Here is a 13,745-nt window from a genome sequence, read left to right as displayed (position 1 = left end):
GCTTATTTCGAGTCCTTGGTGACCAGCACCACGTCGGTCTTCACCTCGGCAGGCATGTCCGCCTGCTTCTTCTTGTCGGCGATGGCCTTCAGCGCGGTCTCGATGCCGAACACGGCCTGCTTGGCGGCGAACTGGTCGGCCGTGGCGAGCACGCGGCCGTCCTTCAGCATCGGCTTGATGGCGCCGATGTTGTCGTAGCCCACCACCAGCACCTTGCCGGTCTTGCCCGCGGCCTTGACGGCAGCCACCGCGCCCAGCGCCATGCTGTCGTTGCCGGCGAGCAGCGCCTTCAGGTCGGGATGCTCGCGCATCATGCCGGCGGCCACGGTGTTGCCCTTGTCGATTTCCCACTGGCCGGACTGCACGCCCACCACCGTCACGCCGGCGGCCTTCATCGCGTCTTGATAACCCAGCGTGCGCTGCTGCGCATTGAAGGTGGTCGACACGCCTTCGATGATGCCGACCTTGTCGCCCGACTTCAGCTCCTTGGCGAGAGCGTCGCCCACCAGCTTGGCGCCGGCGCGGTTGTCGGGGCCCACGAACGGAACCTGGATGCCCTTTTCCTTCAGCGCGGCGGCGTCGAACTGGTTGTCGATGTTGACCACCAGGATGCCCTTGTCGATGGCGGCCTTGATGGCGGGCACCAGCGCCTTCGAATCGGCCGGCGCGATGACCAGCGCATTGATCTTCTGCGCCACCATCTGCTCGACCATCTTGATCTGGGCGGCGGTGTCGGTCTCGTCCTTGATGCCGTTGGCCACCAGCGTGTACTTCGAGGCGTTGGCCTTCTGGTGCGCCTTGGCGCCGTCTTCCATGGTGCGGAAGAATTCGTTGGCCAGCGACTTCATGACCAGCGCGACCTTGGGTTTTTCCTGCGCGAAGGCGGGCGTTCCGGCCAAGGCGCCCAGCAGCGTCAGTGCGGCAGCGCTTTGCAGGGTACGGCGGGTGAACTTCATGTTGGATGTCTCCTGGGATTGGTTGATCGGAACAACGGTGCGCCGGTCTTGGCCGGGGCGCCGATGTTAACTGAGGGAAACGTTTGCGCAAACGTTTGCGAATCGGTGCTAACCCTGATCGCAAAAGACGGCGCGCGGCGGCTCGAAGACCTGTCGGATGGGCATCCGGACATGCTCGCCTAAAATTGCGGGTTACCCAAGAGGACCTCCCATGAGTTTGCAATGCGGCATCGTCGGCCTGCCCAACGTCGGTAAATCCACCCTTTTCAATGCGCTGACCAAGGCCGGCATCGCGGCGGAAAACTATCCCTTCTGCACCATCGAGCCCAACGTGGGCGTGGTGGAAGTGCCCGACCCCCGCCTCGACCAGCTCGCCGAGATCGTCAAGCCCGAGCGCGTGGTGCCCGCCATCGTCGAGTTCGTCGACATCGCGGGCCTGGTGGCCGGCGCGAGCACCGGCGAAGGCCTGGGCAACAAGTTCCTGGCCCACATCCGCGAGACCGACGCCACCGTCAACGTGGTGCGCTGCTTCGACGACGAGAACGTGGTGCACGTGGCCGGCAAGGTCGACCCGATCTCCGACATCGAGGTGATCCAGACCGAACTCTGCCTGGCCGACCTCGCCACGGTCGAGAAGGCGCTGCACCGCCACACCAAGGTGGCGCGCTCCGGCGACAAGGACGCGCAGAAGCTCGTCGGCCTGCTCGAACGCTGCCAAGCCGCGCTGAACGAGAACACGCCGGTGCGCGCGCTCGAGTTCACCAAGGAAGAGCAGCCGCTGGTCAAGAGCTTCACGCTGATCACCGCCAAGCCCGCGATGTTCGTCGGCAACGTGGCGGAAGACGGCTTCGAGAACAACCCCTACCTCGACCGCCTGCGCGAATACGCCGCCAAGCAGAACGCGCCCGTGGTCGCCATCTGCGCCAAGATCGAAGCCGACCTGGCCGAGATGGACGACGAGGACAAGAAGATGTTCCTCGCCGAAATCGGCCAGGAAGAGCCGGGCCTGAACCGCCTGATCCGCGCGGCCTTCAAGCTGCTGGGCCTGCAGACCTACTTCACCGCCGGCGTGAAGGAAGTGCGCGCCTGGACCATCCACATCGGCGACACCGGCCCGCAGGCGGCAGGCGTGATCCACGGCGACTTCGAGAAGGGCTACATCCGCGCCCAGACCATCGCGTTCGAGGACTACATCGCCTTCAAGGGCGAGCAGGGCGCGAAAGACGCGGGGAAGATGCGTTCGGAAGGCAAGGAATACGTCGTCAAGGATGGCGACGTGATGAACTTCCTGTTCAGCTCATGACCTGACTCGCCCCCAGGCTTCGCGACACTGCGTGTCGCTGCGCCAACCCCCTACCGGGGGCAACACCTGCGGCCCGGCAAAGCCGGTTCCGCGGTGTTTTGCGAAAAGAGCTTCGTGGGTTTTCGAGGGGCTTGTTGGATAGACTCCGCGCGCCTCGACTTTCCTTCCCAGGCCCACACCCATGCTCACCGTCCATCACCTCAACAACTCGCGCTCGCAGCGTGTTCTCTGGCTGCTCGAGGAGCTCGAGCTGCCCTACGAGATCGTCCACTATCAGCGCGATCCGCAGACCATGTTGGCGCCCGCTTCGCTGCGGGCCATTCATCCGCTGGGAAAGTCACCGGTTGTCACGACGGATGACGGACTGACGCTCGCGGAGTCGGGCGCGATCATCGAGGCCATCATCGAGCGCTACGGCAGTGGCCGCCTCGCGCCGGCGGCGGGTTCGCCGGAGGCCTTGCGCTATCGCTACTGGCTGCACTTCGCCGAAGGCACCGCGATGTCGCCGCTGCTGCTGAAGCTGGTGTTCGACCGCATCGAGACGGCGAAGATGCCTTTCTTCGCGAAGCCGATCGCCAAGGCCATCGCGGCGAAGACGAAGTCGGCGTTCATCAATCCGAACATCGCGAGCCATTTGAACTACATGGAAGCCGAGCTCGGCAAGAGCGAGTGGTTCGCTGGTGACGCGTTCACCGGCGCGGACATCCAGATGAGCTTCGTGGTCGAGGCCGCGCAGGCGCGCGGCGGGCTCGATGCGAAGAGGCCGAAGCTGATGGCGTACCTGGATCGGATCCATTCGCGTCCCGCGTACAAGCGCGCACTCGAGCGCGGCGGGCCCTACGAACTGCTGAACTGAGGAGTCGGAGCCCGGGCCTCAGGAAGGGAACACGTAGAGCAGCGCGACCGTCATCGTGACGTAGCGCAGGAATTTCCCGATCGCCATGTAGGCCACGCACGGCCAGAAGGGCAGCTTGAGCCAGCCCGCCACCGCGCACAGCGGATCGCCCACCAGCGGCAGCCAGCTCAGCAGGCAGGCCTTCGGGCCGAGCTTCTCGAGCCAGCCCAGAACGCGCACATGGTGTTTCGAGTGCGAGTATTTGTCGGCCACCTTGTGCGCGCCGTAGCCCATCCACCAGTCGACCGCGCCCCCCAGCGTGTTGCCCAGGGTAGCCACAGCGATGGCGGGCCAGAACATCTCGGGGTTGAGCTTGAGCAGCCCGAAGAGGAATGGCTCGGAGCCCACCGGCAGAAGCGTCGCGGAGACGAACGCCGCGACGAACAGGGTCGAGAGGCCGTACTGCGGCAGCGCCAGCAGCGCCAGGAGGGAATCGAGCCAGGCTTGCATAAGGTCGGCGCAGTATAGGCAGCGACGGTGCCGCAACTGCGTGGGAGAAAGCCCCGGCGCGCACCGGTATTTGTACGGGTGCCGGAGGCGCAAATCGTTTCAGTCGCTGAAATGCGGCGTGGCTACAATCGTGCCTCATTTTTCAGCAGCCGAACGCGCACGCTCCCCCTTCAAAATGACCTTGCAGATCGGCAACCACACGCTGGAAAACCGCCTGTTCGTCGCGCCCATGGCAGGCGTGACGGACCGGCCCTTCCGCATGCTGTGCCGCCAGCTCGGCGCCGGCTACGCGGTCAGCGAGATGGTCACCTCGCGCAAGGAGCTCTGGGGTTCGCTCAAGACCTCGCGCCGCGCGAACCATGACGGCGAACCGGGCCCCATTGCGGTGCAGATCGCCGGCACCGATGCGGCCATGATGGCCGAGGCCACGGTCTACAACATCGAGCGCGGCGCGCAGATCATCGACATCAACATGGGCTGCCCGGCCAAGAAGGTCTGCAACAAGTGGGCGGGTTCGGCGCTCATGCGCGACGAGCCGCTGGCGCTCGAGATCGCGCGGGCGGTGGTCGATGCCGCGCAGCCCTTCGGCGTGCCGGTCACGCTCAAGATGCGCACCGGCTGGAGCCAGGAACACCGCAACGCGGTGAAGCTCGCGCGCGACTTCGAATCGGCCGGCGTGCGGATGCTCACCGTGCACGGACGCACGCGCGAGCAGGGCTACAAGGGCTTCGCCGAGTACGACACCATCGCCGCCGTGAAGGCCGCGGTGCGCATTCCGGTGGTGGCCAACGGCGACATCCGCTCGCCCGAGAAGGCGCGCGACGTGCTCGCGGCCACCGGCGCCGACGCCGTGATGATCGGCCGCGCCGCGCAGGGCCGGCCGTGGATCTTCCGCGAGATCGCGCACTTCCTGGAAACCGGCACGCACCGCGCGCCGCCGCTGGTGGCGGAAGTGCGCCGCTTGCTGCTCGACCATCTCGTGGAGCACTATGCGCTCTACGGCGACTACAGCGGTGTGCGCACGGCGCGCAAGCACATCGGCTGGTACGTGCGCACGCTGCCGGACGGCGAAGCGTTCCGCGCACGCATGAATCTCATCGAGGACTGTGCCGAGCAGCTGCGCGCGGTCGGCGACTATTTCGACGGGCTTGCGGACCGTATGGACCGCATGCCCGCGCAGCACCTGGTGGACGAAGAGGCGTTGCCAGGTGAAGAGGAGACGGCCTGCGCCGTCGATTGAAAAAAAGAGAAGAAGCAATGAGCAAGAAACACATCGAGGACTGCGTGCGCACCAGTCTGGACAGCTACTTTCGCGATCTGCGCGGCACCGAACCCGACGGCATGTACGACATGCTCGTGCGCGTGGTCGAGAAACCCCTGCTCGATGTCGTGATGACGCGCGCCGAGGGCAACCAGTCGAAGGCCGCGCAGTGGTTGGGCCTGAATCGCAACACGCTCCGCAAGAAATTGGTCGAGCACAAACTTTTGAAATAACTCCACGGCATATCCAATGGCCCAGACTGCACTCATCTCCGTTTCCGACAAGACCGGCATCCTCGAATTCGCCCAGGCGCTGCATGCGCTGGGCATCAAGCTGCTGTCCACTGGCGGCACCGCCAAGCTGCTGGCCGACGCCGGCCTGCCCGTCACCGAGGTGGCCGACCACACCGGCTTTCCCGAAATGCTCGACGGCCGCGTGAAGACGCTGCATCCGAAGATCCACGGCGGCCTGCTCGCGCGCCGCGACCTGCCCGCGCACGTTGCCGCCATCAAGGAGCACGGCATCGACACCATCGACCTGCTGGTGGTCAACCTGTATCCGTTCGAGGCCACCGTGGCCAAGCCCGGCTGCACGCTGGAAGACGCGATCGAGAACATCGACATCGGCGGTCCGGCCATGGTGCGCAGCGCGGCCAAGAACTGGAAGGACGTGGGCGTGCTGACCGATTCGTCGCAGTACGCCGTGGCCCTGGCTGAACTCAAGGCGAACGGCAAGCTCAGCGACAAGACCAAGTTCGCTTTCTCGGTGGCCGCCTTCAACCGCATCGCCGACTACGACGGCGCGATCAGCGACTACCTCTCGGCAATCGACTTCGACGCCAGCATCGGCCAGCCCGCGCCCAAGCGCTCGCTGTTCCCGGCGCAGAGCAACGGCCGCTTCGTGAAGGTGCAGGACCTGCGCTACGGCGAGAACCCGCACCAGCAGGCCGCGTTCTACCGCGACCTGTATCCGGCGCCCGGCTCGCTCGTGTCGGCGAAGCAGCTGCAGGGCAAGGAGCTGAGCTACAACAACATCGCCGACGCCGATGCCGCGTGGGAATGCGTGAAGAGCTTCGACGTGCCGGCCTGCGTGATCGTGAAGCACGCCAACCCCTGCGGCGTTGCCATCGGCAAGGATGCGGCCGAGGCCTACGGCAAGGCCTTCAAGACCGATCCGACCTCGGCCTTCGGCGGCATCATCGCCTTCAACCGTCCGGTGGACGGCGCCACCGCGCAGGAAATCGCCAAGCAGTTCGTCGAAGTGCTGATGGCGCCCGGCTACACGCCCGAGGCGCTCGAGGTGTTCCAGGCCACCAAGGCCAAGCTCAACGTGCGCGTGCTCGAGATCGCACTGCCCAAGGGCGGCACCACCGACTGGGACAACGGCCGCAACGCCATGGACGTCAAGCGCGTCGGCTCGGGCCTGCTGATCCAGACGGCCGACAACCACGAGCTCGCCGTCAGCGACCTCAAGGTCGTCAGCAAGAAGCAGCCCACGCCGCAGCAGCTGCAGGACCTGCTGTTCGCATGGAAGGTCGCGAAGTACGTGAAGAGCAATGCGATCGTGTTCTGCGCCAACGGCATGACCATGGGCGTGGGCGCGGGCCAGATGAGCCGCCTCGACTCCGCGCGCATCGCCAGCATCAAGGCCGAGCACGCCGGCCTGTCGCTGAAGGACACGGCCGTGGCCAGCGACGCCTTCTTCCCGTTCCGCGACGGCCTCGACGTGGTGGTCGATGCGGGCGCGAGCTGCGTCATTCAGCCGGGCGGCTCGATGCGCGACCAGGAAGTCATCGACGCGGCCGACGAGCGCGGCGTGGTGATGGTGCTGTCGGGCGTGCGCCACTTCAGGCACTGAAAGTGCAGCCGTCCTGCCAAGGGGCGGCACGGCATTTCCAAGAAAAAGGCCGGCAGCACTGCCGGCCTTTTTCTTTGGCGACGACGACGGCTACTCGTGGTTGCCGAAGCGGTATTTCAGCTGGAAGGTGACCGCGCCGTACAGCCGGTTCTTGATGGTCGGCACGTAGGCGATGTTGAGGCCCCAGTTCTTGCCCTCGATGGCTGCCACCGGAAGGATGGCCGGGAACCAGTTGCCGTTGCGGTAGTTCGGGTAGCCGTCGAAGCCGCCCACCACCGCGCCGAACTTCACGCCGTAGAACTCGAAGGGCAGCGCGTACAGGCCCACGTAGTTCGACTGCCGGCGGTCGCTGTTGCGGAAGGTGCCCGCCGTGACCCGGAAGGTGTCGTTCAGCGGGTACTCGAAGCCCAGTCCCTGGTTGACGTTCTCCAGGCCCTTGCCGCTGTCGAAGTGTGCGGAATAGAAGCCCGGGTTGATCCAGATGTTCTTCGGATCGAAGGACGACTCCTGCGCTGCCGCGAAGCCGGGAAGGAGAAGAGCGATGCTCAGGACCGGCAACGTGCGCAGGGAGTTCATGGGCTAGGGTGTCCTGAAGATTTGTCGTGCTGCTTCGATGGTGGCGGCGATGTCCTCGTCGCTGTGGGCCGCGCTCACGAAGCCTGCTTCGTAAAGCGCGGGCGCAATATACACGCCGCGATCCAGCAAACCGTGAAACAACGCATTGAATTTCGCGTTGTCGGTTGTCATCACGGTGGCATAGTTTTGCGGCAGGTCTTTCATCAGGAAGAAGCCGAACATGCCGCCTTCGCTGTCGGCGTTGAAGGGCTGGCCTTCGGCCGCCGCGGCCGCCTTCAGGCCGTCGACCAGCGAGCGCGTCTTCTTGCCGAGCGCTTCGTAGAAACCGGGCTTCGCGATCTCCTTCAGCGTGGCGAGGCCGCAGGCCGTGGCTACCGGGTTGCCCGACAGCGTGCCCGCCTGGTAGACCGGCCCCAGCGGCGCGAGCTGCTCCATGATCGCGCGCGGCCCGCCGAAGGCCGCGAGAGGCATGCCGCCGCCGATGACCTTGCCGAGCACCGTGAGGTCGGGCTTGATGCCCAGCACGCCTTGCGCGCCGTGCAGTCCCACGCGAAAGCCCGTCATCACTTCGTCGAACACCAGCAGGGCGCCGTGCTGCGTGCAGAGCTCGCGGCAGCGGCGGGCGAACTCTGGCGTGGCACGCACGAAGTTCATGTTGCCGGCGATCGCCTCGATCATCAGGCAGGCGATGTCCTTGCCGTGCAGAGCGAAGGCTTCCTCGAGCTGCTGCAGGTTGTTGTACTCGAGCACGATGGTGTGCTGCACCACCTCGGGCGGCACGCCGGCGGAGGTCGGGTTGCCGAAGGTGGCGAGGCCGGAGCCGGCCTTCACGAGCAGCGCGTCGGCATGGCCGTGGTAGCAGCCCTCGAACTTGACGATGCTCTTGCGGCCGGTGGCGCCGCGCGCCAGGCGCAGCGCGCTCATGGCGGCCTCGGTGCCCGAGCTCACGAGGCGCACCATCTCCATCGACGGCACCAGCGCGAGGATCGCCTCGGCCAGTTCGATCTCGCGCTCGGTCGGCGCGCCGTAGGAGAAGCCCTCGAGCACTGCCTTCTGCACGGCCTCGACCACGGCGGGATGGCCGTGGCCCAGGATCATCGGGCCCCATGAGCCGATGTAGTCGATGTAGCGCTTGTCGTTGGCGTCCCAGAAGTAGGCGCCCTGGGCGCGCTGGATGAAGCGGGGCGTGCCGCCCACGGCCTTGAAGGCACGCACGGGCGAGTTCACGCCCCCGGGGATCACGGCGCGGGCGCGCTCGAAAAGAATGTCGTTGCGGTCGGTCATCAGTGTCGGGTGTCGTGTGGGGGAAGGGCGAAGTCGGGCGGTGTGTCAGGGTCTTCGCCGCCGTCTTCGTCCTCGGGTTCGGCCCAGAACAGGCGGTCGGGCAGCACGTGGCCCATGCCGGGGCGGAAACCGGCGTCGAGGCAGCGGTCCATGTAGGCCAGCGCTTCGGTGGTCGCGGCCACGAGGTCGGTGCCGCTGGCGAGCAGGGCGGCCAGCGCGGCCGACAGGGTGTCGCCCGCGCCGGCGAAGACGGCCTCGAGCCGCTCGTACTTCTCGCTGGCGAGCACCGACTGCGGCGAGGCCAGCACGTTGTCGATGAACTGGTCCGGCAGCATCAGGCCGGTGACCAGCGTGTAGGGCACGCCGAACTCGCCGGCGGCCTTGGCGATGTCCCGCGCGCCGGGCGGACGATCGCCGTTCCAGTCCGGAAGCAGCCAGCGCCACAGGGTGCTGTGGTTTCCAACCAACACCGTCGTCTGGGGCAGGACCAGCTCCCGAAAAGCGTCCAGATAGGGCTCGATCAGGTTCTCGTCCCACCACGAAAGGTTGGGCATGTAGGCCACCACGGGCACCTCCGGATAGTCGGCGGCGGTTTCCGCGATGGTGCTCAGCGCCTCGGTGGTGCCGGCAAAGCCCACCTTGATCAGCTGGACTTCCACGTCCTCCAGGATGGAGCGCGCCTGCTCGGCGATGGCTTCCTCATCGAAGGGGAAGTGATCGAAAATCTCTGCCGTGTCGCGGGCATAGGCGCCCGTGACGACCGGCAGGATGTGTGCGCCTACCGACCCCATTGCCAGGGCGTCGGCCCCCAGGCCGCCCGCCCCGCTGGGATCGCTGGCGTTGAAGACCAGCACGCAGGGGGGATTCAGGTCGCGTTCGGCCAGTTCGCCGTCGTCCTGCGAGGGGTCGTTAAGATCGCCCGGTTTGCGGGCGTTGTCTGCTGGAAGTAAGTAGATGGTCATACGCCGTGCGGAATCCCCTGGATGGTGGCATAGGCGCGACGTTTACCGTCTGCCAGTGAGATACGCATAGATACACTCGTTGCATTTAATGAACAAGGACTTTAAGCTCCGATGAATACGAAAACTTGGATGTGCCTGATTTGTGGGTGGATCTATGACGAAGCGGTTGGTGTACCGGAAGATGGCATCGCGGCAGGCACGGCCTGGGCCGATGTTCCGATGAACTGGACCTGTCCTGAGTGCGGTGCGCGCAAGGAAGACTTCGAAATGGTTGAAATCTGAAAGCATGGCATAGATAGAGCTACGCGGTCTGCGTCGATGTTCGGCGCGGCGGGCTTCCAAGTCTCATGAGCAGGAGCGTTTGCAATGGGCCCGAATGGATCTGGTTACAAGGTGCTGGTCATCGACGACAGCAACACCATCCGGCGCAGTGCCGAGATTTTTCTGAAGCAGGGTGGGCACGAGGTTCTTCTCGCGGAAGACGGCTTCGACGCGCTCTCCAAGGTTAACGACCACAAGCCGCATCTGATTTTCTGCGACATCCTGATGCCGCGCCTCGACGGCTATCAGACTTGCGCCATCATCAAGCGCAACGCCCACTTTTCCAACGTCCCGGTCGTCATGCTGTCGTCGAAAGACGGTGTATTCGACAAGGCACGCGGCCGCATGGTCGGTTCCCAGGACTACCTGACCAAGCCTTTCACCAAAGACCAGCTGCTGCAGGCCGTGCAGCAGTTTGGCACCGTTCAACAGGAAGTGCAGTAATGCCTATTCGCAAAATCCTCGTCGTCGACGACTCCAAGACGGAACTGGTGTTCCTCACCGACCTCCTCCAGAAGAACGGCTTTGCCGTCAAGACGGCCGAAAACGCCGACGACGCCATGCGCCGCCTCGAGGAAGAGCATCCCGACCTGATCCTCATGGACGTGGTCATGCCCGGCCAGAACGGCTTCCAGCTCACGCGCGCCATCGCCCGCGACCCGAAGTACGCGGCCATCCCGATCATCCTGTGCACCAGCAAGAACCAGGAGACCGACCGCGTGTGGGGCATGCGCCAGGGCGCGCGCGACTACATCGTGAAGCCGGTCAACGCCGCCGACCTGATGTCCAAGATCAGCGCGCTGAACTGAGCGAAAGCCTGCCGAGTCCATGGCGAATCGCGATGCTCTGAGAGCCTTCCAGTCCCGGCTGGCGAGCCGCCTGCAGGCCGCTCGCACGACGGGCGTGGCCGCCACGTGGCTGGCGGTCGAGGCGGGCGAGGGCAAATACCTCTTTCCGCTGGGACACGCCGGCGAGATCTTTCCCTGGACGCCGCCGCAGCCCGTGCCCTACACGGAGCCGTGGTTCCTCGGCGTCGCCAACCTGCGCGGCGGCCTCTACGGCGTCGTGCAGCTTTCGGCGTTCGCCACCGGCGTCCCGGGCGCGCTGGCCGCTACCGAGGCGGCGCGCATCCAGTCGCGGCTCGTTGCTTTCAACGAGCTGCTCGAAGTCAACTGCGCATTGCTGGTCGATCGACTGGCGGGGTTGCGGGGGGCGGAGGCCTTCACGGCGTCCGAGCCTCCTGGCGCAGAAGCACCTGCCTGGCACGGGCATCTGTTTACCGATGCAGCGGGGGAGCGCTGGCAGGAAGTCAACCTGCAGGCGCTTTCGCAGCAACCCCAGTTTTTGAGTATTGGTGCGTAGTCGTACCGGAAACCACCTGAAGGACCGACCGTGAGCTCGATCGCCGACAAGTTCAAGAAATTACTGCCCGTGAACAACGGGAACGACAAGGCCCGCGTCGATGGCTCCGGTTCGATATCGATCGACGATGTCGACACCGTCCAGGTTCCGGACGAGAAAACCGTGCGCCTCGCCAAGAAGGGCGCCGCGCCCGCCGACACCAGCTTCGGCGACGTCGACCTGCCCGGCGGCGGCGATGCCGCCAACGAGCCCGGCGCGGCGGCCGTCGAGGCGCTGCCCGACGCCACCGGCGGCCGTGCGGGTTCCAGCCCGGCGAAGCAGCAGCGGATCCTGGCCATCATGCTGGCGATCGTGGTGCTGTTGCTGCTGCTGGTCGCCGGCTCCTCCATTCTTCGCGCCGAGCGCCTCGCGCAGCAGGTGGCGGCCACCGGCCAGTCGCTGATGCAGTCGCAGCGCCTGGCCAAGTCGATCTCCCAGGCCCTCGTCGGCAGCCCCTCGGCGTTCGTCGAAGTGAAGGACAGCGCCGACGACCTCACGCGTCGCGTGCACGGCCTGACCAACGGCGACGACTCCCTGCGCCTGGAAGCCGTCGGCAACCAGTACGACGAGGAGATGGGCAAGATCAACCCCCTCGTCACCCGCGCCGAGGCCAGCGCCAAGGCCGTGCTGGCCCAGCGCCAGATCCTGACGCAGGTGGGTGCCGCTCTGCGCGACATCAACCAGCAGTCGTCCACGCTGCTCGAGATGACGGAAACCGTCGCCTCGCTGAAGATGCAGCAGAACGCCACGCTGCCCGAGATCTCGGCCGCCGGCCAGCTCGTGATGCTGACGCAGCGCATCGGCAAGTCGACCAACGAGTTCTTCACGGTCGAGGGCGTGAACCCCGACGCCGTGTTCCTGCTGGGCAAGGACCTGAACACCTTCCAGGAAACCACCCGCGGCCTGCTCGACGGCAATGCGCAGCAGCGCTTCCCCGGCTCGAAGGACCCGCAGACGCGCCAGCAGCTCGAGGCCATCCTGAAGACCTACGAGCAGATGCGCACGCAGGCTTCGGCCATTCTGGGCAACCTGCAGGGCCTGGTGGCAGCGCGCGAAGCGCAGGCATCCATCCTGACCGACAGCGAGCCGCTGCGTAAGTCGCTCGGCGACCTGCAGGAAAAGCTCTCCGCCCGCACCGGCCTGGGCGCCGGCACCATCGTGCTGCTGTTCGTGCTGTCGCTGGCCGCCCTGGCACTCGCCGGCGCCATCGGTTTCGTGCAGGTGCGCGAAGGCCGCGAACGCGCCGCCGTCGCCGAACGCGAGCGTCTGGCCGCCGAACAGGCTTCCGACGAAGCCAGCCGCGTGAACAACGCCAACCAGGCTGCCATTCTTCGGCTGATGAACGAACTGCAGACAGTGGCCGAAGGCGACCTGACGCAGGAAGCGACCGTGACCGAGGACATCACCGGCGCCATCGCCGACTCGGTGAACTACACGGTGGAGGAACTGCGACTGCTGGTGGGCAACGTGCAGAACACGGCTACCCGCGTGGCGCAGACGACGTCGCAGGTGGAAAGCACCTCGACCGAACTGCTGGCGGCTTCCACCGAACAGCTGCGCGAGATTCGCGAAACCGGCCAGTCGGTGCTGACCATGGCCGAGCGAATCAACGGCGTGTCCACGCAAGCGCAAGAGTCCGCCACGGTGGCGCGCCAGTCGCTGCAGGCCGCATCCTCGGGTCTGCAGGCCGTGCAGAACGCCATCGGCGGTATGAACTCCATCCGCGACCAGATCCAGGAAACCTCCAAGCGGATCAAGCGCCTGGGCGAATCCTCGCAGGAGATCGGTGAAATCACGGAGCTGATCTCGGACATTACCGAACAGACGAACGTGCTGGCTCTGAACGCCGCCATTCAGGCAGCGTCCGCCGGTGAAGCAGGCCGAGGCTTCTCGGTGGTGGCGGAAGAAGTTCAGCGACTGGCCGAACGCTCCGCGGACGCCACGCGCCAGATCTCGGCGCTGGTGAAGGCGATTCAGACCGACACGCAGGACGCGGTGGGCGCCATGGAGCGTTCCACGCAGGGTGTGGTCGAAGGGGCCAAGCTGTCCGACAACGCGGGTACCGCACTGTCCGAGATCGACCGCGTGTCGCGCCGACTCGCCGACCTGATCGAGCAGATTTCGCAATCCGCCTCCCGCGAAGCCGACTCGGCCAACGTGGTGGCTGCGAACATCCAGCACATTTTCGCGGTGACGGAACAGACCGGAGAAGGTACGCGTACCACGGCCCAGCAGGTGCGCGAACTCTCGCAGATGGCCGAAGAACTGCGCCGCTCGGTCGCCCGTTTCAAGATTGCGTGATGACGATCTCCCCCAGCCTTCGCGCACTTCGTGTCGCTTCGGCAACCCCCTTCCGGGGGCAACACCTGCGGCCCGGCAAAGCCGGTTCCGCGGTGTTCCTTGAAGTGGCCGCGACGGCCTTGCGCATTCGGGGCGCTCTGCGTCCATTGGAAAACTGACAGTCTAAGAACGGCGAGCA

Annotated in this window: 15 protein-coding genes; 10 read left to right on the top strand and 5 right to left on the bottom strand. The window is 65.6% G+C overall.

Annotated features, from left to right (window positions below):
- Nucleotides 1-2: 2 nt before the first annotated feature.
- Complete coding sequence (locus BMY35_RS25940; protein WP_093205656.1) at nt 3-956, bottom strand: sugar ABC transporter substrate-binding protein; 954 nt, start codon at nt 954-956, stop codon at nt 3-5.
- A 211-nt stretch (nt 957-1,167) separates the two neighbouring features.
- On the opposite strand from BMY35_RS25940, the gene ychF reads away from it, so the two are divergent.
- Nucleotides 1,168-2,259: a redox-regulated ATPase YchF gene (gene ychF / locus BMY35_RS25935; protein WP_093205654.1), complete on the top strand. Its 1,092-nt coding sequence runs from the start codon at nt 1,168-1,170 to the stop codon at nt 2,257-2,259.
- Nucleotides 2,260-2,440: 181 nt separating this feature from the next.
- Nucleotides 2,441-3,115 (top strand): glutathione S-transferase, encoded by a 675-nt coding sequence (locus BMY35_RS25930; protein ID WP_093205651.1) that lies wholly within the window; start codon nt 2,441-2,443, stop codon nt 3,113-3,115.
- Nucleotides 3,116-3,133: 18 nt separating this feature from the next.
- On the opposite strand, the gene BMY35_RS25925 is transcribed toward BMY35_RS25930, so the two are convergent.
- On the bottom strand, nt 3,134-3,604 hold the full coding sequence (locus BMY35_RS25925; protein WP_093205649.1) for a YqaA family protein: 471 nt from the start codon (nt 3,602-3,604) through the stop codon (nt 3,134-3,136).
- A 175-nt stretch (nt 3,605-3,779) separates the two neighbouring features.
- Here BMY35_RS25925 and dusB point away from each other — a divergent pair, with 175 nt between their 5' ends.
- The 3 genes from dusB to purH are packed head-to-tail and all read left to right on the top strand — an operon-like array spanning nt 3,780 to nt 6,722.
- Entirely contained in the window at nt 3,780-4,844 is a 1,065-nt protein-coding gene (gene dusB / locus BMY35_RS25920; protein WP_093205646.1) for a tRNA dihydrouridine synthase DusB, read from the top strand.
- Between the two features lie 17 nt (nt 4,845-4,861).
- Nucleotides 4,862-5,098 carry a Fis family transcriptional regulator gene (locus tag BMY35_RS25915; protein ID WP_093205644.1) on the top strand — a complete coding sequence of 79 codons (237 nt, stop codon included), beginning with the start codon at nt 4,862-4,864 and terminating at the stop codon, nt 5,096-5,098.
- 16 nt (nt 5,099-5,114) lie between these two features.
- The gene (gene purH, locus BMY35_RS25910; protein ID WP_093205641.1) at nt 5,115-6,722 is read left to right on the top strand and encodes a bifunctional phosphoribosylaminoimidazolecarboxamide formyltransferase/IMP cyclohydrolase; all 1,608 of its coding nucleotides are present in this window, start codon (nt 5,115-5,117) and stop codon (nt 6,720-6,722) included.
- A gap of 90 nt (nt 6,723-6,812) precedes the next feature.
- Here purH and BMY35_RS25905 read toward each other — a convergent pair whose 3' ends face one another.
- Genes BMY35_RS25905 through BMY35_RS25895 form a run of 3 tightly spaced genes read right to left on the bottom strand, consistent with a single transcriptional unit; the run spans nt 6,813 to nt 9,544 of the window.
- Nucleotides 6,813-7,298: a hypothetical protein gene (locus BMY35_RS25905; protein ID WP_093205639.1), complete on the bottom strand. Its 486-nt coding sequence runs from the start codon at nt 7,296-7,298 to the stop codon at nt 6,813-6,815.
- A 3-nt stretch (nt 7,299-7,301) separates the two neighbouring features.
- Nucleotides 7,302-8,582 carry a glutamate-1-semialdehyde 2,1-aminomutase gene (gene hemL, locus BMY35_RS25900; RefSeq protein WP_093205636.1) on the bottom strand — a complete coding sequence of 427 codons (1,281 nt, stop codon included), beginning with the start codon at nt 8,580-8,582 and terminating at the stop codon, nt 7,302-7,304.
- A complete protein-coding gene (locus BMY35_RS25895) occupies nt 8,582-9,544 on the bottom strand; it encodes a bifunctional hydroxymethylpyrimidine kinase/phosphomethylpyrimidine kinase (protein WP_093205634.1) in 963 nt (320 codons plus the stop codon). Before BMY35_RS25895 ends, hemL begins: the two co-directional genes overlap by 1 nt.
- A gap of 111 nt (nt 9,545-9,655) precedes the next feature.
- Between BMY35_RS25895 and BMY35_RS25890 the strand changes: the two genes are divergently transcribed.
- The 5 genes from BMY35_RS25890 (at nt 9,656) to BMY35_RS25870 (ending at nt 13,567) form a co-directional block, all read left to right on the top strand.
- Nucleotides 9,656-9,826 carry a rubredoxin gene (locus BMY35_RS25890; protein ID WP_007838397.1) on the top strand — a complete coding sequence of 57 codons (171 nt, stop codon included), beginning with the start codon at nt 9,656-9,658 and terminating at the stop codon, nt 9,824-9,826.
- An 84-nt stretch (nt 9,827-9,910) separates the two neighbouring features.
- On the top strand, nt 9,911-10,309 hold the full coding sequence (locus tag BMY35_RS25885; RefSeq protein ID WP_093205631.1) for a response regulator: 399 nt from the start codon (nt 9,911-9,913) through the stop codon (nt 10,307-10,309).
- Nucleotides 10,309-10,674: a response regulator transcription factor gene (locus BMY35_RS25880; RefSeq protein WP_081271090.1), complete on the top strand. Its 366-nt coding sequence runs from the start codon at nt 10,309-10,311 to the stop codon at nt 10,672-10,674. The genes BMY35_RS25885 and BMY35_RS25880 overlap by 1 nt, the downstream gene beginning before the upstream one ends.
- 19 nt (nt 10,675-10,693) lie before the next feature.
- Nucleotides 10,694-11,227 (top strand): chemotaxis protein CheW, encoded by a 534-nt coding sequence (locus BMY35_RS25875; protein WP_056595423.1) that lies wholly within the window; start codon nt 10,694-10,696, stop codon nt 11,225-11,227.
- 30 nt (nt 11,228-11,257) lie between these two features.
- Nucleotides 11,258-13,567, top strand: coding sequence for a methyl-accepting chemotaxis protein (locus BMY35_RS25870; protein ID WP_093205629.1), 2,310 nt, complete (start codon nt 11,258-11,260; stop codon nt 13,565-13,567).
- The last annotated feature ends 178 nt before the right edge of the window (nt 13,568-13,745 follow it).

This window comes from Variovorax sp. YR750 (assembly GCF_900109805.1).
GTDB classification, from domain to species: Bacteria; Pseudomonadota; Gammaproteobacteria; order Burkholderiales; family Burkholderiaceae_C; genus Variovorax; species Variovorax gossypii.
Note: the sequence above shows the minus strand (reverse complement) of the source record. Positions and strands in the feature narration are given on the sequence as shown.

Bases quoted from the DNA above. Each gene is read 5' to 3' on its own strand.
- BMY35_RS25940 (WP_093205656.1), bottom strand. From the start codon at position 956: ATGAAGTTCACCCGCCGTACCCTGCAAAGCGCTGCCGCACTGACGCTG.
- ychF (WP_093205654.1), top strand. From the start codon at position 1,168: ATGAGTTTGCAATGCGGCATCGTCGGCCTGCCCAACGTCGGTAAATCC.
- BMY35_RS25930 (WP_093205651.1), top strand. From the start codon at position 2,441: ATGCTCACCGTCCATCACCTCAACAACTCGCGCTCGCAGCGTGTTCTC.
- BMY35_RS25925 (WP_093205649.1), bottom strand. From the start codon at position 3,604: ATGCAAGCCTGGCTCGATTCCCTCCTGGCGCTGCTGGCGCTGCCGCAG.
- dusB (WP_093205646.1), top strand. From the start codon at position 3,780: ATGACCTTGCAGATCGGCAACCACACGCTGGAAAACCGCCTGTTCGTC.
- BMY35_RS25915 (WP_093205644.1), top strand. From the start codon at position 4,862: ATGAGCAAGAAACACATCGAGGACTGCGTGCGCACCAGTCTGGACAGC.
- purH (WP_093205641.1), top strand. From the start codon at position 5,115: ATGGCCCAGACTGCACTCATCTCCGTTTCCGACAAGACCGGCATCCTC.
- BMY35_RS25905 (WP_093205639.1), bottom strand. From the start codon at position 7,298: ATGAACTCCCTGCGCACGTTGCCGGTCCTGAGCATCGCTCTTCTCCTT.
- hemL (WP_093205636.1), bottom strand. From the start codon at position 8,582: ATGACCGACCGCAACGACATTCTTTTCGAGCGCGCCCGCGCCGTGATC.
- BMY35_RS25895 (WP_093205634.1), bottom strand. From the start codon at position 9,544: ATGACCATCTACTTACTTCCAGCAGACAACGCCCGCAAACCGGGCGAT.
- BMY35_RS25890 (WP_007838397.1), top strand. From the start codon at position 9,656: ATGAATACGAAAACTTGGATGTGCCTGATTTGTGGGTGGATCTATGAC.
- BMY35_RS25885 (WP_093205631.1), top strand. From the start codon at position 9,911: ATGGGCCCGAATGGATCTGGTTACAAGGTGCTGGTCATCGACGACAGC.
- BMY35_RS25880 (WP_081271090.1), top strand. From the start codon at position 10,309: ATGCCTATTCGCAAAATCCTCGTCGTCGACGACTCCAAGACGGAACTG.
- BMY35_RS25875 (WP_056595423.1), top strand. From the start codon at position 10,694: ATGGCGAATCGCGATGCTCTGAGAGCCTTCCAGTCCCGGCTGGCGAGC.